This is a genomic window from Lentzea atacamensis, from assembly GCF_003269295.1.
GTDB classification, from domain to species: domain Bacteria; phylum Actinomycetota; class Actinomycetes; order Mycobacteriales; family Pseudonocardiaceae; genus Lentzea; species Lentzea atacamensis.
In genome coordinates this window covers 200,586-225,335 of sequence record NZ_QLTT01000008.1, presented here as the reverse complement: position 1 = coordinate 225,335, position 24,750 = coordinate 200,586, and the positions used below count along the sequence as shown (strand labels likewise).

Annotated in this window: 21 protein-coding genes and 1 pseudogene; 9 read left to right on the top strand and 13 right to left on the bottom strand. The window is 69.5% G+C overall.

The genetic code is table 11. The features are described from left to right. Positions 1-9: 9 nt before the first annotated feature. Positions 10-1,773, top strand: a complete 1,764-nt coding sequence (gene ctaD, locus C8D87_RS32200; protein WP_109640271.1) for an aa3-type cytochrome oxidase subunit I — start codon at positions 10-12, stop codon at positions 1,771-1,773. Here the strand turns inward: ctaD and C8D87_RS32195 are convergent. Then, positions 1,744-2,346: a TetR/AcrR family transcriptional regulator gene (locus tag C8D87_RS32195; RefSeq protein ID WP_112229501.1), complete on the bottom strand. Its 603-nt coding sequence runs from the start codon at positions 2,344-2,346 to the stop codon at positions 1,744-1,746. The genes ctaD and C8D87_RS32195 overlap by 30 nt on opposite strands. Positions 2,347-2,398: 52 nt before the next feature. On the opposite strand from C8D87_RS32195, the gene C8D87_RS32190 reads away from it, so the two are divergent. After that, positions 2,399-3,817: a flavin-containing monooxygenase gene (locus tag C8D87_RS32190; protein ID WP_233442396.1), complete on the top strand. Its 1,419-nt coding sequence runs from the start codon at positions 2,399-2,401 to the stop codon at positions 3,815-3,817. Here the strand turns inward: C8D87_RS32190 and C8D87_RS32185 are convergent. Beyond that, a complete protein-coding gene (locus C8D87_RS32185; protein ID WP_112229499.1) occupies positions 3,748-4,560 on the bottom strand; it encodes an SCO6745 family protein in 813 nt (270 codons plus the stop codon). The genes C8D87_RS32190 and C8D87_RS32185 overlap by 70 nt on opposite strands. A gap of 75 nt (positions 4,561-4,635) precedes the next feature. On the opposite strand from C8D87_RS32185, the gene C8D87_RS32180 reads away from it, so the two are divergent. Then, the gene (locus tag C8D87_RS32180) at positions 4,636-5,166 is read left to right on the top strand and encodes a DUF4240 domain-containing protein (RefSeq protein ID WP_211337619.1); all 531 of its coding nucleotides are present in this window, start codon (positions 4,636-4,638) and stop codon (positions 5,164-5,166) included. A 390-nt stretch (positions 5,167-5,556) separates the two neighbouring features. Here the strand turns inward: C8D87_RS32180 and C8D87_RS32175 are convergent, their stop codons facing one another. The 5 genes and pseudogenes from C8D87_RS32175 to C8D87_RS32155 form a co-directional block, all read right to left on the bottom strand. Continuing rightward, complete coding sequence (locus C8D87_RS32175; protein WP_112229498.1) at positions 5,557-5,919, bottom strand: hypothetical protein; 363 nt, start codon at positions 5,917-5,919, stop codon at positions 5,557-5,559. 164 nt (positions 5,920-6,083) lie between these two features. Further along, a complete protein-coding gene (locus C8D87_RS32170; RefSeq protein ID WP_112229497.1) occupies positions 6,084-8,009 on the bottom strand; it encodes a vWA domain-containing protein in 1,926 nt (641 codons plus the stop codon). Further along, positions 8,006-9,397 carry a sigma 54-interacting transcriptional regulator gene (locus C8D87_RS32165; protein WP_112229496.1) on the bottom strand — a complete coding sequence of 464 codons (1,392 nt, stop codon included), beginning with the start codon at positions 9,395-9,397 and terminating at the stop codon, positions 8,006-8,008. Before C8D87_RS32165 ends, C8D87_RS32170 begins: the two co-directional genes overlap by 4 nt. Before the next feature lie 81 nt (positions 9,398-9,478). After that, positions 9,479-10,416 (bottom strand): annotated as a pseudogene (locus C8D87_RS32160) (N,N-dimethylformamidase beta subunit family domain-containing protein); the annotation flags it as partial. 16 nt (positions 10,417-10,432) lie between these two features. Then, positions 10,433-10,789, bottom strand: a complete 357-nt coding sequence (locus C8D87_RS32155; protein WP_146771933.1) for a hypothetical protein — start codon at positions 10,787-10,789, stop codon at positions 10,433-10,435. 316 nt (positions 10,790-11,105) lie between these two features. Here C8D87_RS32155 and C8D87_RS32150 point away from each other — a divergent pair, with 316 nt between their 5' ends. The 5 genes from C8D87_RS32150 to C8D87_RS32130 all read left to right on the top strand — a co-directional run bounded on the left by C8D87_RS32150 (position 11,106) and on the right by C8D87_RS32130 (position 16,058). After that, complete coding sequence (locus tag C8D87_RS32150; RefSeq protein WP_146771932.1) at positions 11,106-11,651, top strand: YcxB family protein; 546 nt, start codon at positions 11,106-11,108, stop codon at positions 11,649-11,651. A 9-nt stretch (positions 11,652-11,660) separates the two neighbouring features. Then, positions 11,661-12,458 (top strand): FHA domain-containing protein, encoded by a 798-nt coding sequence (locus tag C8D87_RS32145; protein ID WP_112229492.1) that lies wholly within the window; start codon positions 11,661-11,663, stop codon positions 12,456-12,458. 100 nt (positions 12,459-12,558) lie between these two features. Continuing rightward, positions 12,559-14,361: a vWA domain-containing protein gene (locus C8D87_RS32140; RefSeq protein ID WP_112229491.1), complete on the top strand. Its 1,803-nt coding sequence runs from the start codon at positions 12,559-12,561 to the stop codon at positions 14,359-14,361. Next, entirely contained in the window at positions 14,358-15,683 is a 1,326-nt protein-coding gene (locus tag C8D87_RS32135) for an extracellular solute-binding protein (RefSeq protein ID WP_112229490.1), read from the top strand. The genes C8D87_RS32140 and C8D87_RS32135 overlap by 4 nt, the downstream gene beginning before the upstream one ends. Positions 15,684-15,863: 180 nt before the next feature. Then, positions 15,864-16,058 carry a hypothetical protein gene (locus C8D87_RS32130; RefSeq protein ID WP_112229489.1) on the top strand — a complete coding sequence of 65 codons (195 nt, stop codon included), beginning with the start codon at positions 15,864-15,866 and terminating at the stop codon, positions 16,056-16,058. Here the strand turns inward: C8D87_RS32130 and C8D87_RS32125 are convergent, their stop codons facing one another. The 5 genes from C8D87_RS32125 to fabG all read right to left on the bottom strand — a co-directional run bounded on the left by C8D87_RS32125 (position 16,059) and on the right by fabG (position 20,246). After that, positions 16,059-16,793, bottom strand: a complete 735-nt coding sequence (locus tag C8D87_RS32125) for an ABC transporter permease (RefSeq protein WP_112229488.1) — start codon at positions 16,791-16,793, stop codon at positions 16,059-16,061. Next, positions 16,790-17,512, bottom strand: coding sequence for an ABC transporter ATP-binding protein (locus C8D87_RS32120; protein WP_112229487.1), 723 nt, complete (start codon positions 17,510-17,512; stop codon positions 16,790-16,792). The genes C8D87_RS32125 and C8D87_RS32120 overlap by 4 nt, the downstream gene beginning before the upstream one ends. 144 nt (positions 17,513-17,656) lie before the next feature. Further along, a complete protein-coding gene (locus C8D87_RS32115; RefSeq protein ID WP_112229486.1) occupies positions 17,657-18,682 on the bottom strand; it encodes a ferrochelatase in 1,026 nt (341 codons plus the stop codon). Positions 18,683-18,734: 52 nt separating this feature from the next. Next, complete coding sequence (gene fabI, locus C8D87_RS32110) at positions 18,735-19,502, bottom strand: enoyl-ACP reductase FabI (protein WP_030471460.1); 768 nt, start codon at positions 19,500-19,502, stop codon at positions 18,735-18,737. A 39-nt stretch (positions 19,503-19,541) separates the two neighbouring features. Further along, the gene (fabG, locus tag C8D87_RS32105) at positions 19,542-20,246 is read right to left on the bottom strand and encodes a beta-ketoacyl-ACP reductase (protein WP_112229485.1); all 705 of its coding nucleotides are present in this window, start codon (positions 20,244-20,246) and stop codon (positions 19,542-19,544) included. Between the two features lie 110 nt (positions 20,247-20,356). Between fabG and C8D87_RS32100 the strand changes: the two genes are divergently transcribed. Beyond that, positions 20,357-22,939 (top strand): FAD-binding and (Fe-S)-binding domain-containing protein, encoded by a 2,583-nt coding sequence (locus C8D87_RS32100; protein WP_112229484.1) that lies wholly within the window; start codon positions 20,357-20,359, stop codon positions 22,937-22,939. Positions 22,940-23,441: 502 nt separating this feature from the next. On the opposite strand, the gene C8D87_RS32095 is transcribed toward C8D87_RS32100, so the two are convergent. Then, positions 23,442-24,731, bottom strand: coding sequence for an MFS transporter (locus tag C8D87_RS32095; protein WP_112229483.1), 1,290 nt, complete (start codon positions 24,729-24,731; stop codon positions 23,442-23,444). Between the last annotated feature and the right edge of the window lie 19 nt (positions 24,732-24,750).

Here is a 24,750-nt window from a genome sequence, read left to right as displayed (position 1 = left end):
GGAGGCGAGATGACCACGATCAAGCCAACGCCGGTGGTACCTCATCCCGGGGCTGCGCGCGCACGGCCGAAGGGGTCGTACTTCCTCTCGCTGTTCAAGACGACAGATCCCAAGCAGATCGGGATCATGTACCTGACCACGTCGTTCGCGTTCTTCATGATCGGCGGCGTGATGGCGCTGCTGATGCGCGGCGAGCTGGCGCGGCCGGGTCTGCAGTACCTGTCGAACGAGCAGTTCAACCAGCTGTTCACCATGCACGGCACGATCATGCTGTTGCTCTACGCGACGCCGATCCTGTTCGGGTTCGCGAACTTCATCCTGCCGCTGCAGATCGGCTCGCCGGACGTCGCGTTCCCCCGCCTCAACGCCTTCTCCTACTGGCTGTACCTGTTCGGCGGCATCACCGTCGTCGCCGGGTTCGTGACGCCGGGTGGCGCGGCCGACTTCGGCTGGTTCGCCTACACACCGCTGTCCTCCGCGGTGCACTCGCCAGGTGTCGGCGCGGACCTGTGGATCATGGGCCTCGCGGTGTCCGGTCTGGGCACGATCCTCGGCGCGGTCAACATGACGACGACGGTCGTGACGCTGCGGGCGCCGGGCATGACGATGTTCCGGATGCCGATCTTCACCTGGAACATCCTGGTGACGTCCGTGCTGATCCTGCTGGCCTTCCCGATCCTGACCGCGGCGCTCATGGGCCTCGCGGCGGACCGGCACCTCGGGGCGCACGTGTTCGACCCGGCCAACGGCGGCGTGATCCTGTGGCAGCACCTGTTCTGGTTCTTCGGCCACCCCGAGGTGTACATCGTCGCGTTGCCGTTCTTCGGGATCGTGACGGAGATCTTCCCGGTGTTCAGCCGCAAACCGCTGTTCGGCTACAAAGGACTGGTGTTCGCGACGCTGGCGATCGCGATGCTGTCCGTGGCAGTGTGGGCGCACCACATGTACGCCACGGGCGCGATCCTGCTGCCGTTCTTCGCACTGATGACGTTCCTCATCGCCGTGCCGACCGGGATCAAGTTCTTCAACTGGATCGGCACGATGTGGAAGGGACAGCTGACGTTCGAGACGCCGATGCTGTTCAGCGTCGGCTTCCTGATCACGTTCCTCTTCGGCGGCCTGACCGGCATCCTGCTGGCGTCACCGCCGGTCGACTTCCACGTGTCGGACACGTACTTCGTGGTGGCGCACTTCCACTACGTGCTGTTCGGCACGATCGTGTTCGCGACCTACGCCGGCATCTACTTCTGGTTCCCGAAGATGACGGGCCGCATGCTCAACGAGCCGCTGGGCAAGCTGCACTTCTGGACCACGTTCTTCGGCTTCCACGGCACGTTCCTCGTCCAGCACTGGCTGGGCAACGAGGGCATGCCGCGCCGCTACGCCGACTATCTGGAGTCGGACGGCTTCACGACGCTGAACACCATCTCCACGATCGGCTCATTCCTGCTCGGCGCCTCCGTGCTGCCGTTCGTCTACAACGTCTTCAAGTCCTACCGCTACGGCGATCCGGCACCGCAGGACGACCCGTGGGGCTACGGCAACTCGCTGGAGTGGGCGACCACGTCTCCACCGCCGCGGCACAACTTCAAGGAGCTGCCGCGGATCCGGTCGGAGCGCCCGGCGTTCGAGCTGCACTACCCGCACATGGTCGAGCGGATGCGCGAGGAGTCGCACTTCTCCCTGCTGCATCCCGGAAGGCGCGAGGTCGGCAAGGACGAGCCGACCGAGAAGGCGCTGGCCTCAACGCATCGGGAGATGGACACCGAGTAGCACCCGCATGGTGTCGGTGAGCACGCTGATCGAGGGCTCACCGTCGACGAACCGCTGCACGCCCAGCCCGACGCCGAGGCTGAGCAGCGCGCGGGCGACGTTCTCGGTGGGCAGCACGGGCCGCAGGCCGAGCTCCTCGGCCTGGTGGTCGATGAGGCCCCTCAGCGCGTCCACGACCGAGTTGGCACGCCGCGCGAGCTCCTGGCGCAGCTCGGGGTCCTTGCGCGCCTGCAGGGCGAACTCGACCTCGAACCGCGTGCGCGGCGCGTCGCCGATCATGGTCTCGGCGTAGGCCTCGAAGGCCTGGAGGCGTTCTTCGATGGTGGTGCCGGTCGTGAAGACCTCGGCGATCCGCGTGATGCGCTCGGCGTAGAGGGCGTCGAGGACCACCAGGCAGAGCTCGTCCTTGCTGCCGAAGTTCGAGTACACCGCGCCCTTGGAGAAGCCGGCCGTGTCGGCGACCTTCTCGAGCGACGTGGCGTGGTAGCCGTCGCGCAGGAACAGCTTCTGGGCCGTCCCGCTCAGCAACGTCCTGGTGCGCGCCTGGCTCTCCGCGCGGGTCAACCGTGCCATGCCTGGGAGCATACGTTGACATGCCATTGGAATCGAAATACCGTCGGTATCTGTGGACGTACTCGTCATCGGAGCGGGACCAGCGGGCATCGGTGCGGCCATCAGGCTGCGCGAACTGGGATTCGACGCGCACGTGATCGAGAAGGCGTCGTCCCTGGGCGGGACGTGGCGGGACAACGTCTATCCGGGGTGCGCGTGCGACATCCCGTCGGCGCTGTACTCGTACTCGTTCGCGCCACGGCGGTGGAGCGCGGCGTTCTCGGGACAGCCGGAGATCCTGGCTTATCTGCGCGAGACGGCTGCGTCCTTCGGGATTGAGCCGCAGTACGACACGGAGATGCTGGACGCGGTCTGGGACGGGTCGCGCTGGCAGGTCACCACGACCTCAGGAGTCATCTCCGCGCGTGTGCTGGTGTCGGCCACCGGGCCGTGGCACGAGCCGAAGATCCCCCTGGACGCGTCGGTGTTCCAGGGCGAGGTGTTCCACTCCGCGCGGTGGCGCGACTTCTCCGGGAGCCGGGTCGCGGTGGTCGGCACGGGCGCGTCGGCGGTGCAGTTCGTGCCGGAGATCCAGCCACGCGTCGATCAGCTGTTCCTGTTCCAGCGCACGGCTCCCTGGGTGTTGCCGAAGCCGTCGCTGAAGCTGCCGCGGTCGGTCGTGTTCGGGTTCCTGGAGCTGTTCAGCTTCGGGTTCCGGCACCCGGCGGTGATGAAGGTGGTGCAGCGGCTCGGGTTGCTGCACCTGCGGCGAGCGATCCGGGATCGCGCTCTGCGTTCCGTGCTCACCCCCGACTTCGTGCTGGGGTGCAAGCGGTTGCTGATGTCGGACACCTACTACCCCGCGCTGGCGCAGCCGAACGTGTCCGTTGTGCCGCACGCCGTTCAGGGCTTCACCGCGGACGGGATCATCGGCGCGGACGGTGTGGAGCACAAGGTCGACACGATCATCTTCGGCACGGGTTTCCACTTCAGCGACCCGCCGATCGCGTCTCGCGTGCGGGCCGGCGGGGCCTCGCTGGCCTCGGTCTGGCGCGGCAGCCCGCAGGCGTACCTGGGGACGTCCGTGCACGGGTTCCCGAACCTGTTCCTGTTGCTGGGTCCCAATCTCGGCACCGGGCACTCGTCGGCGTTCACGATCATCGAGACCCAGCTGCGCTACATCGCCTCGGCGTTGACCGCGTTGCGTGATCGCGACTGGCCCGTCGCCGACGTGCGCCCGTCGGTGCAGGCGGCGTTCAACTCGTCGGTGCAGGTGGCGTTGCAGCGCACTGTCTACAACACCGGTGGCTGCACCTCGTACTACCTCGACGCCAACGGCCGGAACTCGACGATGTGGCCGTGGTCGACCATCCGCATGATGCGCCGCATCCGTTCGTTCAACCCGGCCGACTACGACCTCACTCAACGCCGGCCAGGCACCATCCCCGCTTCGACGACGGCCTTGCTCAACGGCCCGGCCAGCTCCACATAACGCCGCTTCTCCTGCTCCGACAACACGTCGTAGGCGGGCGCGTTCATGCGGTCGGTCTCGTCCTCGATGCTCTGCCGCAGCTCGCGCCCGGCCTCCGACAGCAGCTGCTCGTCGTTGACCAGGCCACGCTTCCGCAGATCCTCGACCGTCTCCGCCCACTGCTCCTCGGACCACCCGCGCGTCTTCCGCAACGTCTCGGCCGGGATCTCCCCTTCGGCCGCGTGCAGCACGAGCGCCTCGATACCGGTGATGTTGTGCCGCAGCAACGCCGCGAGGTGCCCGTCCCCGCGGAACTCGCGCAGCAACGTCTGCGCGTGCCACAGCTGCAGACGGGTCTCCTCAGGCCACGGCAAACTCGCGTGCGCGGCGAACAACGTCCGCCCGTGCAACATCTCCCTGGCCCGCTCGGCGGCCTTCCTGGCGAGCTCGGTGATCTCCTTGAGGTCGTCCGGCAGCACCTTCTTGAGCGCCTCGTCCGCGGCCTCGAGCCTCATCTCGAGCATCCGCTCGGGCGTGACCGTCTCCCACGCCTGCGGGATCCGCGCCCGGACCAGCGCGGGGTTGAAGTTGTAGAACGTGGAGATCACAACCTCGGCGCCGGCCGCCCCGAGCGCCGCCGCCCGTGAAGCGAAGTACCCGCCGGCCCGATCCAGCCCCGCGGCCGCGTACCGGCTGTCCGCCTCGGGAGCGAAGTAGATCATCGCGTGCACGGCTTCGAGCGAACGCCACAAGGTCCTGATCATGCTTCCAACCTAGATCGTCCCCACGTCGTTCGTCAGTCCCCAAAATTGTCAGACCGCTCTGCCACGCTGAGAAACGTGGAAACCTTCTGGCCCCTGATAGCCGCCGCCCGTTCCGCCGTCCCCGACCCCACCGACTGCTGCGCCGTGGCCACCGCCGCCACCCGCCTGCTGGCCGGCGCGCCGCCCGCCCAGATCGTCGCGACCCAGCAAACCCTGTGGGACCTCCTGGCGCTCTCGTACCGGAACCCGCTGTGGGCAGCCGCCTACCTGATGAACGGCGGCTGCTCGGACGACGGCTTCGACTACTTCCGCGGCTGGCTCCTCCTGCAGGGCGAGGAGGTCTTCACGGCAGCCGTGGCATCCCCCGACACCCTCGCCACCCTGCCGGCCGTGGTGTCGGCAGCCGAGTCGGGCCTGGAGTTCGAGTGCGAGGCAGCACTCTCCATCGCGTGGGACGCACACCTCGCCGCCACCGGCATGAAGCTGCCGGAGGACGCCTTCACGATCCGCTATCCGGAGCTCGACCCGGACTGGGACTTCGCGTTCGACGACGAGGCGGAGATGGGGCGCCGGTTGCCGCGGTTGGCCGCGCTCTACGACGTCTGACCCACGCGCGAAGCCGACCCGACCCGAGCCGACTCACACGCCTGAGCCGACCCACACGCCTGAGCCGACCCACACGCCTGAGCCGACCCACGCACCTGAGCCGACCCACGCACCTGAGCCGCCCGCGCCGAGTTGCCCTCGCACACGAGCGGCCCCACGCGCCTGGGCCGACCCGCGATCCGGACCGACCCACGCACCCGAGCGGACCCGATCACCCCAACCAGACCGCACATCCAGACTGCCGGCCAGCCCGACCGGCCCCACCCATCCTCGCCAACCCGATCACCCCAAGCTGGCCGTGCATCCAGATTGGCCGACCCACGCACCTGAGCCGCCCGCGCCGACTCGCCCGCCAAGGCTCGCCGGCCATCCGCCCGAGCGATCGAACGGTCACCTCGGGCCGCGTGCCGCCACGAGGACCCCGAACGCCACGTGGTCCAGCCACTGCGGCACCTTCGGCAGCGCACGGATCTGTGAGTTGCGCCGCCCGATGACCTCCAGATCCAGGGCCGCGATCAGCAACCCTGCCACCGCCCCGCCGACCACACCCCGCACCCGGAGCCGCGTCAGCACGAACGCCCACCACGCCGACACGGCCAGATGGACCACCACACCCGCGCCGGCACCGCCACCCACCAGCGAACCGGCGGCCCTGGTCGCGCGCAACGGGTCGTCGCCGGTCGCCAGCGCATGGACGGTCGACGGCACGCCGCTCAGCACCGCGGCGAGGACGAACCTGTGGAGCGGCACCATCGCTATCCGTTCCCCGGCCCCCGCGTTCCACCTCTCTGCGGGAGAAAGATGACCATGATTTCGTGACATCCAACAGACGGTGCCGGGCGTGGATCCGGACAGGTTTCACTCGTCCGAGTGGAACCGCCACCACCTCCGGCAAGCCTCAGCGGCGGCACGAACCGTCAGCGGCGCCGCCGAGACCTCAAGTAGTCGCTGACCACCGCAGCACCCAGCCCATCCTCATCCGGCGACACCACACGCCCACCACCCCGCCGAGCCACGATGTCGACGAACGCGGCCAACCGCGGGTCATCACCCAGCTTGAACACCGAGATCGTCGCCCCGAGCCGGGCCAGCGAGTCCACCTCGTTCAGCGTCTTCGTCAACGTCCGAGGCAGCGGCGGATAGTTGAACTCCGCGTCACCCTCAGGCTCCAGGTGCGCGGTCGGCTCACCATCGGTCACGACCAGCACCACAGGCTGCGCATCGGGATGACGGCGGACATGGCGGCCCGCCAGCAGCAGCGCGTGGTGCAGGTTCGTGCCCTGCTCCCACACACCCTCCAGGGCGGTCAGCTGACCGATGTCCACGGCCTCGGCGTAGCGCCCGAACGTCACGAGCTGAAGGGCGTCGGTGCGGAAACGGGTGCGCACGAGGTGATGTAGCGCCAAGGCCGTGCGCTTCATCGGTACCCAACGGCCGTCCTGCACCATCGACCAGGAGGTGTCCACGCACAGAGCGACGGCCGCGCGCGTGCGGTGTTCGGTCTCCGAAACCTCCAGATCTACTACGTCCAAGGACATCGAGCCGGAGCGCAGTACGGCGTTGCGCAGGGTTCGCGGCACGTCCCAGGGTTCGGTGTCGCCGAACTGCCAGGGACGGGTGGAACCCATCAGCTCGCCCGCGGCACCGGCGGACACCGTGTCGCGGGAACCCTGCGAGGAGCGCAGCTGGTCGACCACGCCGCGCAGAGCGGTCTCGCCCAGGCGCCGCAACGCCTTGGGCGTCAGCCGCAACGAGCCGTCCGGCGCGCGCTCCAGGATGTTCTGCTGCCGCAGGGCTTTCTCCAGCTCCGCCAGCCGGCGGGCATCGACCGAGGCCGACGCGCCCAGCTGGCGTTCCAGCGCCTCCAGGTCGATGTCCTCCAGGCGCGCACCCGGATACGACTGCGAGAGCTGTTCAGCGAGCGCGTCCAGCTCGGCGAGGTCCGACATCGCCTGCGCGCCTTCGCCCAGGCCCAGCGGGTCCTGGCCGCGGAAGCGGGCGGAGGAGGTCCAGTCCTCGCCCGGACGCAGCCGTTGCAGCAGCGAGTCCAGAGTGGACAGCTGGGAGCCAATACCACCGAAAGCCTGCTGGGACAACGCTGACAGCTCGGCGCGCTGGGCATCGGTCATCGAGTTCATCATGCGTTGCGCGGCTGCGGAACGGGCGGCCAGGGCGTCGATCAGCTCGTCGACGTTGCGGGGCTTCTCCGGGAAGAACTCGCCGTGCTTGCGCATGAACTCGTCGAACAGGCGCGGCGTGTCCGGGGAGCCGGCGGCGTGGGCCTCCAGCAACGAGTTGAGGTCGCGCAACATGCGCTGGATGCGGCGGACGTCGTCGGAGTCCACATTGGACAGGGCCTCCTTCATGCCCTGGAAGCGCTGGTCCAGCAGTTCGCGGCCGAGCAGGTCGCGGATCTGCTCGAACGCGGCACGGGCATCGGGAGAACGCCAGTCGTACGACGACAGTTCCTGCACGGCGGCGGCGGTTCCGGGCGGCAGCGCGTCGAGCTGGGCCTCGCGGAAGCGCGCGTCGTCGGACGGGTCCGGGAACAACGCGCGGCGCTCCGCCGACAACGCCTCGTCCAGCAACCGGCGAACCTCGGACAGCGTGCCGTCCAGCCGGTGGCGGCGCTGGATCGACGCGCGACGCTGCCACAGGCGCGAGGTCAGGTCGTCCAGCCCGCGTGTTCCGTCGACACCGCGCCGCAGCAGCTCGCGCAGGGCCGAGGAAGGTGAGGCGCCCTCCATGATCTCGCGGCCGAGCTCGTCCACGGCCGCACGCAGGTCCACCGGCGGCGCCAGCGGGTCGGCGCCGCCGCTCCAGCGTCCGTAGCGGTATTTCATCCGTACACCGCTCGGTCGTCGTCGGAGGACGTGTCCTTCGCCAGATGGCGGGTCAGGTACAGCGACTCCAGGGCCAGCTCCACGGCCGAGGCGATGCGGCCCACCGGGTCCTTCGGGCCGGCGCCCAGGCGGGCGGCCACCTCGTGCAGGATCGGCAGTTCCGGCAGCGCGGCCAGGATGTCGCCGGCGTGCACGCGGTCGCCGGTCGCCACCGGGTGGCCGTCGGAGACGACCTCGGCCAGCGCGCGCAGGTTCAGGCCCGCCAGGCGAGCTCGGGCGGTGTCGGCGATCGAACGGCGCAGCAGGTGGACCAGGACCTCGTCCTCGCGGCCCTCCTCCCCCGCCTCGAACTCCAGCTTGCCGCGCAGCACGTCCGGGACCGACTCCAGGTCGATCGGGCGGGCGATGGCCGGGGACTCGCCGATCAGCGCGGAACGGCGCAGTGCCGACGCCGCAACGGTTTCCGCCGCCGCGACGGCGAACCGCGCGGAGACGCCGGAGCGCTGGTCGATGGACGACGACTCGCGCAGGTGGCGGACGAAGCGGGCGATGATCTCCAGCAGGTGGTCGCCCACCTCCGCGACGAGATCGGCTTCCTGGCGGACCAGGTCCACCTCGGCGTCGATGTCCAACGGGTAGTGCGTGCGCACTTCGGCGCCGAAGCGGTCCTTCAGCGGGGTGATGATGCGGCCGCGGTTCGTGTAGTCCTCGGGGTTCGCGGTGGCGACGAGCAGCACGTCCAGCGGCAGGCGCAGCGTGTAGCCGCGGACCTGGATGTCGCGCTCCTCCATCACGTTCAGCAGTGCGACCTGGATGCGTTCGGCCAGGTCAGGAAGCTCGTTGATGGCGATGATGCCGCGGTGGGCACGCGGGAGCAGGCCGTAGTGGATCGTCTCCGGGTCGCCCAGCGAGCGGCCCTCGGCCACCTTCACCGGGTCGACGTCGCCGACCAGGTCACCGACCGACGTGTCCGGCGTCGCGAGCTTCTCGGCATAACGCTCGTCGCGGTGCCGCCACACCACGGGCAGGTCGTCGCCCAGCTCGGCAGCACGGCGCCGCGACTCGGGCGTGATCGGGTCGAGCGGGTGTTCGCCCAGCTCAGAGCCCTCGATGACGGGGGTCCACTCGTCCAGCAACGAGATCAGGGTGCGCAACAGCCGGGTCTTGCCCTGACCGCGCTCACCGAGCAGGACGACGTCGTGGCCGGCCAGCAGCGCGCGTTCCAGCTGCGGGAGCACCGTGCGTTCGAACCCGACGATGCCGGGCCACGGGTTGCGCCCCTCGCGCAGCGCCGCGAGGAGGTTCTCCCTGATCTCGGTCTTGACGCCGCGCGGCAGGTGCCCGGCGGCGCGCAGTTCGCCCGCCGTGCGGGCCAGGTTCTGGGTCACGCAGACGACGCTACGCAACCGAACCTGACCCGTCGACGTGGAGCGACTCCAGCGTCTACGAAACAGCGGCGTTCATCGCGTTCAGGAGAATCCGCGACATCCGCGGGTCATGGGCCAGCGCGCCGTTGAAACACAGGGAACCGCGCTGAACACCCATCCGCCGTTCGGCTTCGGCAGCACGCACATCTCGGCGCCGCGGTGCTGTACGCCGTGAGCGAACTGGACGACGCCCGGTGCCTCGGCGCCCGCACCGGCGCGCGTGCCGACCTCCCAGCCGCTGGCCGCGAAGTTGTACCCGGTCCTGCCGAACCCGTCGCCGACCGCGAGCCCGGTGCCCTCCAGGAACGGGTGCTCGGCGTCCACCACGTACGGATGCATGTCCATGTAGGAGTAGCTGTCGTACGCCACGCCGAGCACCAACGACTCCGGCCGGCCCTGATCGCGCCAAAGCCACCGGTTGCCGTCCACGTTGCAGTGCAGCACGTACGGTCCCGCCTGGGCGAGGTGGTCGACGCGCTCGTACATGCCGTTGCCACCGGTGTAGATCACGCGACCGCCACCCGCGAGGTAGTTCTCCACGGCGTCCCGCATCTGCGGCGTCCAGTACTCGGGGTGCGTGGCGGGAAACAGCACCTTGTACTGCGACAGCCAGGCCGGGTTGTGCAGGTCCGTGTCCTGGTAGCAGTCGTAGGCGACGTTGTTGTCGGAGAACCACTTCAGCAGCAGCAAGTCGCCGTAGAACCGGACGTCGATGAACCCGGGCGCCTCGATGTTGGCGTCGGCGAACGGCCGCTGAGTGGTGATGCGGTGGCGCGATCGTCCCACGTGTACTGGAAGTGCCCGCCCCAGTGGTTGTAGGCGTTGTGCGTCAGGTACGGCAGCAGCAGCGCGACCTTGTGCCGAGGCTGCTGTGGCTTCACCACGAACGGGATGTACTGCCGCATTCCGTACGCGCCTTCGAGCTTCACCACGTGGAAACCGGACTCCCAGGAACCCACGGGCACGGTGAAGTCCGTCTGCCAGTTGCAGCGCTGGTCACGGTGAAGCCGTGCCGACGAGCGCGCCGTTGCCGTTGATCCACACGACGCCGTCGCGGTCGACCGTGGTGTGGTTCCTGAGCTTGTACCAGCGCAGCTCGCGGTCGGGCTGGTTGTGGTCCTTGTTGACCCACACCGCGTAGACGACGCCGTTCTCCGCGAACCGCTCGACGCACGAGCCGTGGTCGAAACCGGTGCCGATGTGGATCGCGTCGCCGTTGTTCGCCCACGCGCCCGGCCCGTTGGAGCCGTCACCGGCGAAGTAGCGGAACCAGTACATGCCGCCGCGGGCGTCCACCGCGTAGAAAATGCCGTCCCAGCCACCGAACACGTAGATCTGGCCGTCCTGCGACATGAGCACCGTGGGGGTGGATCTGCCAGCTTGAGCCGATCTCGCGGCCGTTGCCGTCCGCCCAGTTGTACGTGCCGGTGTCGCGGCCGAGGTGCTTGAACCACTTCAACCGGCCGTCGGCGTACAGCGTGCAGATCACGCCGTTGCCGCCGGGCACCATCTGCAGCAGCCGCTGTTCCGGGTCGTCCACCGCCGCGTGCGCTGTCCCCTGGTCCGGCGAGCGCCGCGGCCGTCCCCTTGAGGACGGTTCTGCGCGCGAATCTCCTGTTTTCTGAATCCCCCAGACCCATGACCGCATCCTGCAGGAGAATGCGTGGTGATGAGCAACAGTGTCGATTTCAAGTGGGCCCCCTCGCCCGCGGACTGGCGTGCCAGCCTGCGTGCGATGGTGCCGATGTTCAAGTGGGCGCCATGGTTCGCGGTGGTGCTCGGCGGGTTCTCGCTCGTGCTGCTGTTCGGCTTCGACGACGCCATGTTCCCCGTCGCGCTGTTCGGCCTGGTGTGCGCGCTGGTCATCGGCTTCATGGAGCCGGTCGCGGTGTGGTGGCGCTTCTCGTCCGACGAGATGATCAGCCGGACCGTGGTGGGCAGCGCGGACGACCATTCGTTCCGGATGGCCGTGGGCAACTCGGTGCGCGAGGAGATCGTCTGGGAGGAGCTGCCCGGCTGGACCGAGACGCGGCAGGGTTTCGTGCTGGAGACGCTCGACGACGGCGCGGCGTCGCTGTCCGTGCCGCACCGGGCCTTCGCGTCCGATGAGGACCTCTCGTCGTTCCGGACGCTGCTGGAACAGCACATCGGCCCCGCGAAGCAGGTGTCTCGGATCGGGCACACCGGGTGGGGCAGCCGGGGCGCGGCAACGTAATCTCGTCGGGTGTCCTGTGCGAGTGCCACGCTGGTCGTGTGGACGTCGGGATGGCTGCACGGTCTGGCCGCCTCCGACGACGTCCTCGACGCCCTGCACACGTGGGCCGAGCAGCACGAGGTGGTGGCCGACGACGACGGCACCGCAACGGCGCTCGACCTGCCCGGTCCCGACGAGGCCCCGGTGGGCCCCGCCCTGCTGCTCGCGTCCCTGCGGCGCGCGGGCGCGACCTCGGCGCGGCTCGTGCTGCCCGTACCGGGTGACGTGCGCGGACTGGGCGGCAAGGGCCCGCTCTCGACGTGCGCGCTGCGCTCCGGTGAGGCGCTCGTGATCCCGTCCGTGCACGTCGGCCTGGTGCCGAAGATCGTGGCCGACGGGGTGATGCGGTGGACGGTGTTCGACCTGCCGTCGTCCAACGGCCTGGAGCACATCCCGATCGGCGAGGCCGAGCAGGGACTGGGCGCCGCCCTGCGCGAGGCGACGGCCGCGCTGGCGTCCCTCGACGTGGCCAAGCACCGCCCGAACGTGCGCAACGAGATAGCCGAGCTCGCGGCCGCGCACTCCTCGCTGCCGTGGCCTGACGCGATGCCGCCGCGCGCGCTGCGGGTGCTGCAGCGGGCTGCCGAGGTGGACGCGATCCTGTCCGTCGCCAGGTCGGACTCGCCCGGTGGCGCGATGTCGGCGTCGGCGATGTCGGCGCGGACCGATGCGCTGCGTCCCGTGTCGGAGGCCGTGCGACGCGCACGGTGCGCGGCGGTCGACGAGGCCGTGCGCGTGCTGGCGGACACCGGCGCCGGGCGGCACTGACCCAAACGAGTGGTTCTCCACCGCTGACCTCGCGAGAAGCCGCAACTCCCCCAGAACTGTCGGTGCCCCCTCCTAAAGTGCGCTCAGGGGAGGACGCCGGATGGAGGACGTCGACCAGCGCCGGTCGAGCACAGCGCCGCGCTACGCGGGCGCGGTCATGCTGGCCGCCGTCGCCGGGCACCTGTTGTCCGAGGCGGCGACGGGGTCGCTCGCGACATGGCAGTCCTGGGTGCTCTACGGCATCGGCGCGTTCCTGCTGGTGCTGTCGGCCTCCGCGATCGAGCAGCTGAACCGGTTGGTGAAACGCATCCGGTTGCGCTGGGTCGTGTTCACCGCGGTGCTGGTCGTCGCGGCCGCGGTGATCGCACTCGCCGCCCCGCCGGTGATCGCGTACGGCCGGGTGCTGCTGCTCGGGTGCCCGCAACCGACCGAGGTGCGGGTGCTGACGTCGGCGGACGTCCTGCCCGCGATCGGGGACGTGGCGCGCCGGTTCGAGCAGCACACGGCGGAGCGCAACCACGGCTGCCGCACCGCGCGTCTGTACGTGTACTCCGCGCCGGGCAACCTCGGTGCGCTGGCGTTGCGCTCGTCGTGGTCCTCCCAGGCGCTGCGCGAGGTCGGCCCGCACCCGGACGTGTGGCTGCCGGACTCCACCACCGAGACCGCGGAGGTGGTGCGCCGCACCGGCCGCGTCGGCTCCGCGGTGCGGATCGAGCAGGGTGAGTCCGTCGCCTTCTCCCCCGTCGTCCTCGCGGTGCCCGCCGCCGTGGGCCGCGACGTCGTCTCCAGCACGCCGGAGAAGTGGGGCGAGCTGCTGACCAAGGTCGCCGGCACGGGGCTCCCGATCGGCCGCCAGAACCCGCTGACGTCGGCCGACGCCAGGCTGGCCACGCACGCCCTGTACGAGACGCTGGAGCCGGCCGTCGTGGAACGCCGCGTCGACGAGGCCACGCGGCTCTCCCCCGCCTCCGCGCAGATCACGACCGAGCAGGTGTTGCTGCGCCACAACAAGACCAGCTGCCCCGCCGAGCCCTGCCTGATCGCGCTGTACCCGTCCGACACCTACCGCGCCGACTACCCGGTGAACCTCGTCGAGTGGGACGCCCCGGACACCTCCAACCACGCGGCCCGCGCACCGGCGCGACAGTTCCGGGCCTGGCTGACCACCGCGGAGGGCATGACCGCGCTGAACACCGCCGGCCTGCGCCCCTCGCGGCAGACCGCGGGCGCCGAGTTCCGCGAGGAGCACGGCGTGCAGGCGGGCCTGGCGCTGGACCGCGACGAGGCCGCGCCGCCCGAGTCCGCGTGGCCCGAGTTCCAGCGCAGGTACGACCAGGCCAAAAGGGACGGCCGCATCTGGCTGACCCTCGACGCGTCCGGCTCGATGACCGAACAGACGGCCACCGGCGACACCCGCTTCGACGTGGCGGTGGCCGGCGTGCGCAAAGCCCTGACCCAGATGGGCGCCCGCGACACCTACGGCCTGTCCGTCTTCAGCGACAACGAGGTCAGGCCGGTGATCCCGCTGGGCCGCCGCGACCGCGACGCCGCCGCGGCCACCCTCAGCGCGGTCCGGCCCAGCGGCGGCACTCCGCTGCACCAGGCGATCCTCGACAGCGTCGACCGGGTGGGCGCGAACGACGCCGGCCACATCAGCGCCGTGATCGCCCTGACCGACGGCGAGGACACGACCAGCGCCCACACGCGGCAGGACGTGGTGGAAGCCGTGCGGCGCAAGGGAGTTCGCGTCTTCGTGATCGCGGTGGGCGACGCCAGCTGCGCGGCCCACGCCCTGACGACCATCACCGACGCGTCCGGTGGCGAGTGCCGCGACTCGACGGTCGACACGCTGGGCGACGACCTGGCTGGCCTGTTCCGCAAACTCTGGGGAGGCGCCGGATGAGGTGGCTGAAGCGGATCTGGGCCGCGCGCCCCAGGCTGGGCCCGCCGGGCGTCGTCTGGGCGAACCGCTCGTGGCTCGCGATGGGCCTGGCGGTCGGGGTCGTGCTGACGATCCTGTTCACCAACGGTGTGCAGCCGCTGTTCCGCGAGTCCACCGAGTGGGAGAAGGGCAAGCTGATCGTCCTCAGCGGCCGCGACCAGAGCGACGACGGCCAGCGGCGGGCGCTGATCAACCAGTGGAACGCCGAGCACCCCGAACACCCGGCCGAGATCGTGGAGCTGCCGCTCGAGGCGGACGGGCAGCGCAGCGAGATGATCGCGCGGGCCGAGGAACGGGTTCCGAACGTCGACGTGTTCAACCTCGACGTGACGTGGACGGCCGAGTTCGCCCAGTCCGGCCACCTCAGACCGCTGGAGGGTGTGGACACCAGCGGGTTCCTCCGCCGGCCGCTGGAGAGCTGCCGCTACCAGGGCGTGCTGTGGGCGTTGCCGTTCAACACGGACGCGGGCTTGCTGTTCTACCGCAAGGAGTTCGTGCGGGAGGAGCCGCTCGAGCTGGAGGAGATCACGACCGTTTCGACGAAAACCCTGCGCGCGCAACAGGACGCGCGGCTCGCGGCCGGCTACGCGGGCCAGTTCGCGGACTACGAGGGCCTGACGGTGAACGCCCTGGAGCTGATCTGGGCGGAGAAGGGCGAGGTGGTCGACGAGACCGGCAAGGTCGTCATCGACTCCGACCGCACGCGGCGCGCCCTGCGCTGGCTCGCCGACGGGCTCAAGGGCGACAAGCCCGTGGTGCTGCCGGAGTCGCGGTCGCACACGGAACTGCTGAGCACACAGGCGTTCCGCGACGGCAAGGTCGTCTTCATGCGCAACTGGCCGGTCAACCACCGCGTGCTGCAGGGCAACCAGCAGGAGTCCGCCGGCCGGCCCCGGCTCGACTTCGAGGTGGCCCCGCTGCCCGGCCCGAGCGCCCTGGGTGGACAGAACCTGGCGATCTCCGCCAAGTCCGCGAAACCCCGCGCCGCCAAGGCGCTGATCGAGTTCCTCACGAGCCCGCGCAGCCAGCAGCTGCTCTTCGAACGGGGCGGCCTCGCCGCCACCCGCGGCATCGTCTACCAGGACAGCCGCGTCGCCACCGAGCACCCGTACGCCCGCACGCTGCTCAGGGCCATCGAGAACGCCCGATTACGCCCGGTCACCCCGTACTACTCGCGCTTCAGCGACGAGTTCCGCGCCATCGTCCGGTTCGCCATCGACCACGACGGCGAGCTCCCGGCGGGCGCCGAGCAGTCACTCATCGGAGCCCTGCAAGGGCGATGACCACGCGGTCGGGTCATCTGCGCCCGAACAGCCACGTGGCCGCCACCGCCGCTGAAAGGCTGCGTTCGTGGCACCACGCACCTGGCGATCACGGCAGGACTCGTACTCGCAGCCGTTGTCCTGTTCGTACTGACGCGCAATTCCATTGGAGACAACGACGCGCAGGAGAGCTACCTCGGCGTGTTCGAGGCACAGCGGGCCCGGCTGGTCAGGAAGACCCGCCTCGAGTTGATGTACCTCGAGGACGGCTTCGCGACCATGCAGGCGGACTGCCGGCCGAAGGTGACTTCCTCGACCGCGGTGACGACCTGCGTCGCGACGCTCAGCGCGGCCGCCAGAGCCCGTCTGGTGCACAAACCGACCGGCGCGTCATGATCACGGCGTCCGCCTGCGCAACGTCACCGCACCGAGGACCAGCGCGAGCAGCCCGCACGCCGCCACGATCGACAGGTCCTTCACCAGTTCGCCCGTGATGTCGGAGGACGCCGTCACCGCGGTCAGCGCGTCGACCGCGTACGACAACGGCATGACGTTCGACAGCCACTCCAGCACCGGGGTCATCTCCGCGCGCGGAGAGAACAGCCCGCACAACAACACCTGCGGCATCACGAACAGCGGCATGAACTGCACGGCCTGGAACTCGGTGCGGGCGAAGGCGCTCGCGAACAGGCCGAGAGCCGTGCCCAGCAACGCGTCCAGCCCCGCGATGACCACGAGCAGCCACACCGAGCCGCCGATCGACAGCCCGAGCCAGGACAGCGACACCCCGACCGCGACGAGGACCTGGACCAGCGCCACCACGCCGAACGCGAGCGCGTAACCGAAGAGCAGGTCCAGCTTGGCGATCGGCATCGTCATCAGGCGTTCCAGCGTCGCCGTCGTGCGTTCCCGCAACGTGGTGATCGACGTGACGATGAACATGATCGCGAACGGGAAAACGGCCAGCAACGCGGGAGCGGCGCGGCTGAAGGCGGCCTCGGAGTTGAAGACGAAGCGCAGCAGGACCAGCAGCAGCGACGGCATGAGCACCATCAGGGCGACGGTGCGGCGGTCGTGGCGGAACTGGTTGAGGATCCGCGCGGTCGTGGCGAGCAGGATCGAGGTGTTCACGCCGCCTCCCTCGCCCGGACCAGCGAGAGGAAGGCCTGCTCCAGGTCGTCCGTGCCAGTCGTCGACAGCAACGAGCCCGGCGTGTCGTCGGCGAGCAGGGCGCCATCGCGCATCAGCAGCAACCGCGAGCAGCGAGTGGCTTCGTCCATGACATGACTGGACACCAGCAACGTGACACCGCGCGAGGCCAACGTGCGGAACAACGTCCACAGCTCGTCACGCAGCAACGGATCGAGGCCGACCGTCGGCTCGTCGAGCACCAACAGCTCAGGCGTGCCAAGCAGTGCCACCGCGAGGCTCGTCCGGGACAACTCGCCGCCGGACAACGACGACACGAGCTGCGAGGCGTTCGCCGCCAGCCCGACCTCGTCGATCACACGCGCCACGTCGGAACGGGGAGCGCGCAGCACCGAGCAGAAGTAGCGCAGGTTCTCCGCCACGGTGAGGTCGGCGTAGACCGCCGGGTTCTGCGTCGCGTACCCGATCCTGTTGCGCAGGCCGGGGTTGCCGACGGGCGAGCCGAGCACCGTCACCGAGCCGGACTCGACGATCTGCACGCCGACGATCGAACGCATCAGGGTCGTCTTGCCGCAGCCGGAGGGGCCGAGCAGCCCGGTGACACTGCCCTGCGGGATCGTGCAGCTCACGTCCCGCAGGACCAGACGCTTGCGCCGGCGGACCCGGAGCCCGGTGACCTCAACGGCCGCGGAACTGGTCATCGACCAATTCTTCACCCGTTGAAAACGGTCGTCCAGTGGTGTGACCCAGAACGTTGCCGGGGAATTCGCGGTCAGACGGGTGCATCGTGCCGCGAGGCACCCTGCTGAGCGTGAATCACCTCGCCAACGGTCCGGAACGCACCACTAGCTCCGGACAGGCCTCTTGACCGGTTCGCAACACAACGGCGCGCACGGCTCGCCGTTGACCGTGCAGCCCGCGGCGACGAACTCCGAGAGCTTCCGCGCGGGCACACCGGACGTGTGCTCGGCGACCAGCTCCACGACCAGCTCGGCGAAGCGCGAGTCCGAGTTCGGGGTGGCGGCGCGGGCGAACTCCATACCGAGCTCGGCGGCCCGGTCGCGGGCCTCGGTGTCGAGGTCCCACACCACCTCGAGGTGGTCGGACACGAACCCGATCGGGCACACCACGACCCCGGTGACGCCCTTGGCGTGCAGGGCTTCGATGTGGTCGACGATGTCCGGTTCGAGCCACGGGATCTGCGGCGGGCCGGACCGCGACTGCCACACCACGTCGTACTCGGTGACGCCCAGCTCGGCGGCGACCAGGCGGGAGGCCTCGACGACCTGGCGCGAGTAGCGGTACCCGCCCTCGGCGGGCGGTCCGGCGGCCTTGTCGGCGGACACCGGCACCGAGTGCGCGGTGAAGACCACCCGGTACGACCCCGTCAACGACGAGGCGGCGGCACGGACGGCGTCGGCGAAGGCACCGATGAACAGCGGGTGGTCGAAGAACTGGCGCAGTTTCACCAGCTCGGGGCCGCCGGGAACGGCCTGCAGCGCCCGCACGATGTCCTCGTCGTACTGCCGGCAAGCGGAATAGCCGCCGTAGGCGCTCGTCGGGAACACCAGCGCCCGCTGGACGCCGTCGGCCTTCATCTGCGCGACGGTGTCCTCGACCATCGGGTGCCAGTTGCGGTTGCCGAAGTAGATCGGCAGCTCGAAGCCGCGGGCCTTGACCGCCTCGATGGCGTCGAGGTTCAGGCGGTTGATCGGCGACACGCCGCCGAAGTGCTGGTAGTGGGCCTCGACCTCGTCCAGCCGCTCCGGCGGCACGCCACGTCCGCGGACCACGTTCTCCAGGAAGGGGCGGACGTCCTCAGGACCCTCTGGGCCACCGAACGACAACCAGAGCAGCGCATCGAAACTCACCGCCCCATCCAATCAGACGCCAGATCGGCTCACACGACGAGCCGGTGAGGTGTCAGAGACCGAGGAAGTGCACACCGCCGTCGACGAAGACCATCGAACCCGTGGTGGCGGGGAACCAGTCGGACAGCAGGCCGCAGACCGACTTCGCGACCGGCGTGGGGTCGTCGACGTCCCAGCTCAGCGGAGCCTTCTCGCCCCACATCTTCTCGAGCTCGGAGAAGCCGGGGATGGACTTCGCGGCCATGGTGCGCACCGGGCCCGCCGAGATGAGGTTCACGCGGATGCCGTCGGGACCGAGGTCGCGCGCCATGTAGCGGTTGATCGACTCGAACGCCGCCTTCGCCGCGCCCATCCAGTTGTAGGCGGGCCAGGCCTGACGGGCGTCGAAGTCGAGGCCCACGACCGAGGAACCGTGCGACAGCAACGGGCGGACGGCCTGCACGAGCGCCTTGTACGAGTACGCCGAGACGTGCATCGCGACGGAGACGTCCTCCCACGGCGCGTCCATGAACGGCGCGCCGAGGCAGCTCTGCGGGGCGAAGCCGATGGCGTGCACGACACCGTCGAGGCCGTCGACGTGCTCACGCACGCGGTCGGCCAGCGTGTCCAGGTGCTCCTGGTTCTGCACGTCGAGCTCGACCACGGGTGCGGGCTTGGGCAGGCGCTGGGCGATCCGCTGCACGAGGCTCATCCGGCCGAACCCGGTCAGCACGACCTCGGCGCCCTGCTCCTGGGCGACGCGTGCGACGTGGAAGGCGATCGACGCGTCGGTGATCACACCGGTGATCAGCAGTCGCTTGCCTTCGAGCAGTCCGGTCACTTGACTAAACCCTTTCGCAGTACGAAAAACTCGGAAACTTCAGTGGCCCATGCCGAGGCCGCCGTCGACCGGCAGCACGGCACCGTTGATGTAGCCCGCCTCGTTCGCCGCGAGGAACGTGACGGCGCGCGCGATCTCGTCCGCCGCACCGTAACGACCGGCCGGGATCTGCTTCAGCGCGGCCTCGCGGACGGCCTCCGGCAGCTCGGCCGTCATGTCGGTGGTGATGAAGCCGGGCGTGACGACGTTCGCGGTGATGTTGCGCGAGCCGAGCTCCAGCGCGATCGACCGCGCCATGCCGACCATGCCCGCCTTGGACGCGGCGTAGTTGACCTGGCCGGCGCCGCCGGTGAGACCCACGACGGACGAGATGAAGATGATGCGGCCGAACTTCTTGCGCAGCATGCCGCGGGAGGCGCGCTGGGCGAAGCGGAACGCGCCGGTCAGGTTCGCGTCGACGACCTGGGTGAACTGCTCCTCGCTCATGCGCAGCAGCAGCGTGTCCTGGGTGATGCCCGCGTTGCAGACCAGCACCTCGACCGGTCCGTGCGCGGCCTCGACCTCGGTGAACGCCGCGTCGATCTCCTCCGAGTTCGTCACGTCGCACTTCACGCCGAGCAGGCCTTCCGGAGCGCCGGAACCGCGGTGGGTCACCGCGACCTTGTCGCCCTGCGCCGCGAACGCCTGCGCGATCGCGAGGCCGATGCCGCGGTTGCCTCCGGTGACCAGAACGGACCGACTCACTAGCTCTCCCGAGAATCGCTGCTGGTTGATCTGGGTGAGGCTATCGGCTACCGGCAGGTAGGCCGGTATCGGCGCAAGCCATGTCACATCCGGCCAGGCATGATCGGGTGATGCGGGCGTTTCTCGATCAACTTCACCGTCACGTGGACGGCGACGTCCTCGACGACCCGGCGAGCCGGGCCCTGTACTCGGCGGACGCGTCGAACTACCGCCACGTGCCGCGTGTCGTCGTCCGTCCACGCACGACCGACGCAGTGGTCACGGCCGTCGGGCTGGCCGCGGAGCACCGCGTGCCGATCACGAGCCGCGGCGCGGGGACGTCCATCGCGGGCAACGCGTGCGGCACCGGTCTGGTGATCGACTTCAGCCGGTACCTGAACGCGATCGACATCGACGGCGACAGGGCCCGCGTGCAACCCGGCGCGGTGCTCGACCGCGTGAACTCCCTGGCGGGCGACCACGTGTTCGGCCCGGATCCGTCCACGCACTCGCGCTGCACGATAGGCGGGATGATCGGCAACAACGCGTGCGGCGCGCACTCGGTGAAGTGGGGCAAGACCAGCGAGAACGTCACGAACCTGCACGTGCTGACCGCCGACGGGCGCACGTTCGACACGACGAGCCCACCCGCGTTCGACCTGCCGTCGTTCGACCCGGCGTGGTTTCCCCGGCTCAGCCGCCGGGTCAGCGGGTACGCCCTGGACGCGCCGACGCTGACCCAGCAGCTCGTCGGCACCGAGGGCACCTGTGTCGTGGTGCTGGGCGCCGAGCTGAAGCTGGTCCGCCGGCCCGAGCGGCGCGTCCTGGTCGTGCTCGGCTTCGCGGACACCTACGACGCCGCCGACCAGGTCACACAGATCGAAGACGCGCTGGCGGTCGAAGGCATCGACGAGGCGCTGGTGCGCAACGTGCGGGTGCGCCCTGACCTGCCGGAAGGCCGCAGCTGGCTGTTCGTGGAGGTCGAGGACCACCCCGAGCGCGTCGCCAGGCTCACCAGGAACTCGATGATCATCCACGACCCCGCGCACCAGCGGGCGCTCTGGCGGATCCGCGAGGACGGTGCCGGACTCGCCACCCGCATGCCCGACGGCGGCGAGGCGTGGTCGGGCTGGGAGGACGCGGCCGTCCCGCCGGACCGTCTCGGCGCCTACCTGCGCGAGTTCGACCAGCTGCTCGCGAAGCACGGCCGGCGCGGCATCACCTACGGCCACTACGGCGAGGGCTGCCTGCACGTCCGCATCGACTTCGACCTGGCGAACGGCTACCGCGAGTTCCTGGAGGACGCCGCCGACCTGGTGGTGAGCCACGGCGGCAGCCTCTCCGGCGAGCACGGCGACGGCCAGGCGCGGTCCGAACTGCTCAGCCGCATGTACCCGCCCGAGGCGATCAGGGCGTTCCAGGACTTCAAGAACGCGTTCGATCCGGGCAACCTGCTCAACCCCGGCCGGATCGTGCAGCCGCGAAAGCTCGACGAGGACCTGCGGATTCTCGTTGCACCACCCCGGATTCCGACACGTGCGGAATTCGCGAGCGACACACGGCGGTGCGTCGGTGTCGGCAAGTGCCTGAACACCAAGGGCGGCGTGATGTGCCCGAGCTACCGGGTCACGCGAGAGGAGAAGCACTCCACGCGCGGCCGGGCGCACCTGCTGTTCGAGATGCTCGCGGGTGACGTGATCAAGGACGGCTGGCGGTCTCCGGAGGTCGCCGAGGCACTGGATCTCTGCCTGGGCTGCAAGGGGTGCAAGCGCGACTGCCCCGTCGACGTCGACATGGCGAGCTACAAGGCGGAGTTCCTGCACGAGCACTACAAGGGGCGCGTGCGGCCGCGGTCGCACTATGCGATGGGCTGGCTGCCGACCTGGCTGAAGTACGGGCTGGTCAACCGGTTCACCGCGCGCTTCGGCCGGTTCGCCGGGATCACGCCCGAACGCGAGCTGCCCACGCCGACCACTCCCCTGGTCCGCCAGCTGCACCCGCTCGGCAAGGGCGATCCGGTGCTGCTGTTCCCGGACACGTTCACGAACTTCTTCGAGCCGGGCATCGGCATCGACGCCGCCAACGTCCTGGCGCACCTCGGAAACCGCGTCGAGATCCCGTCCGCCAACGTCTGTTGTGGACTGACGTGGCACTCGACCGGCCAGCTCGCCAAGGCCCGCCGCGTGGTCGAACGCACCGCGCGGGCCCTGCTGCCGTGGACGAGCCGGGGCATCCCGGTGATCGGCCTGGAGCCGAGCTGCACGGCGTTCCTCAAGACGGAGGCCCCGAAACTCTCCGACGACCGTGCCGTGCGAGCGCTTGCCGACGCCACCCGGACGTTCGCGGCGCACGTCGCACCGAAGCTGCCCGCGCTGGAAGGCGCACGGGAGGCCGTCGTGCAGACCCACTGCCACCAGTACGCGGAACTGGGCTTCGACCCGGACCGCGAGGCGATGACCAAGGCCGGGATCGCGCCGAGGATCGTCGAGGGCTGCTGCGGCCTCGCGGGCAACTTCGGGTTCGAGCAGGGCCACTACGACGTCTCGATCGCGTGCGCCGAGCAGGACCTGCTGCCCGCCCTCCGGGACGACGAGGACGCGGTGGTCATCGCGGACGGCTTCAGCTGCCGCACGCAGATCCGCCACACCACCGGCCGCGAACCGCTGCACCTGGCCACCGTGCTCGCGACCCGCCTCGGTGTGATTAACCGCTGACCAACCGGTGTCGTCCACCGTCTTGGGCATGCACAAGAGGATTGGTGCCGCCGTCCTGGCGGCCGCGGCGATCGCCGTGACCTTCACGGGCGCGGCGCAGGCCGAGTCGAACCCGCGCTGCGGCAGCGTCACGCAGATCGGGTCCACGAAGTACATCAAGGCCGGCGGCGAGACCGTCGCCTCCGTGAAGCAGTTCAAGGGCTGCAACAAGAACTGGGGCTACATCTACGTCTGGGACTCGTGGAAGGCCGGCCACCGCAACTTCGTCGCGTCCGTGGCCGTCACCAGGGGTGACGGTGCGATCGACGAGAACAGCGGCGCACGCGGCCGGCAGGAGGTGTGGTCGCGGGGCGCGAACACGCTGCAGGTTCTGCACCATGGCGTACGGCTCGGTCTCCGGTGGAGGCGCCGCCTTCACCGAGGAGCGGTGCTGAGCTCGTGGAGAGAGGCGGAGGGCGGTCGCCGCAAGACCGCCCTCCGCGTGGTGTGTGCTCGAACGCGGCTAGTCCTTGTCCAGGACCGAGTCCTTCGAGGTCTCGCGCATGAACCCGTAGACCAGCAACGAGATCAGCACGCACCCGGCGACGTAGTAGAAGAACACCGACTCCATGCCGGCCTGCTTGAACCACAGCGCCACGTACTCGGCCGTCCCGCCGAAGATCGCCACCGTCAGCGCGTACGGCAGACCGACCCCCAGCGCGCGGATGTTCGTCGGGAACAGCTCGGCCTTCACGATCGCGTTGATCGACGTGTAGCCGGTGACGATCACCAGGCCGCCCAGCATCAACAGGAACGCCGGGAACGCCTCGGACGTCTTCGCGAGCGTGGACAACAGCGGCACCGTCACCAGCGTGCCGAGCACACCGAACCCGAGCAGCAGCGGACGGCGCCCGATCCGGTCGGACAGCGCACCCGCGATCGGCTGCAGCACCACGAAGACCAGCAGCGCGGCGAAGTTGATCCAGCTGACCGTCGCGGCGTCGATCTTGCTGGTGTTCACCATGAACTTCTGCAGGTAGGTCGTGTAGGTGTAGAACGCGACCGTGCCGCCCAGCGTCAGGCCGACGACCAGCAGGCATTCCTTGGGGTGCTTGAGCAACGCCCGGAAGGTGCCCTTTTGGGGGTTGTCCTTCTGCCGCTCGAAGTTCTCCGACTCGTCCATCCCGCGCCGCAGCCACATCACGACGATCGCGCCGGTCGCGCCGATGACGAACGCGATCCGCCAGCCCCACTCCGTCATCTCGGGCTTGGAGAGGAACTGCTGCAGCACGATCTGCACGCCCAGCGCCACCAGCTGACCGGCCGTCAGCGTCACGTACTGGAAGCTCGAGTAGAACCCGCGGCGGCGCGATGAGGCCACTTCGGACAGATAGGTCGCCGACGTCGCGTACTCGCCACCGACGGACAGACCCTGCAGCAACCGCGCCAGCACCAGCAGGACGGGCGCGGCCACACCGATCGTGGCGTACGACGGGGTCAGCGCGATGATCAGCGAGCCGAGCGCCATCAGGGTGACCGAGAGGGTCAGAGCCGCCCTGCGGCCGTGGCGGTCCGCGTAACGGCCGAGCAGCCACCCGCCCAGCGGTCGCATGAGGAACCCGACGGCGAACACGGCGGCGGTGTTGAGCAGCTGCGCGGTCTGGTCGCCTTTGGGGAAGAACGCCGCCGCGAAATAGATGCTGAACGCGGTGTACGCGTACCAGTCGTACCACTCGATCAAATTCCCGACTGATCCGCGCAGCACGTTCGCCACCACTCGGCGTTCGGCGCGTTTCTCCTGAACGACTGTCATGGCCGACACGATCTCGGCG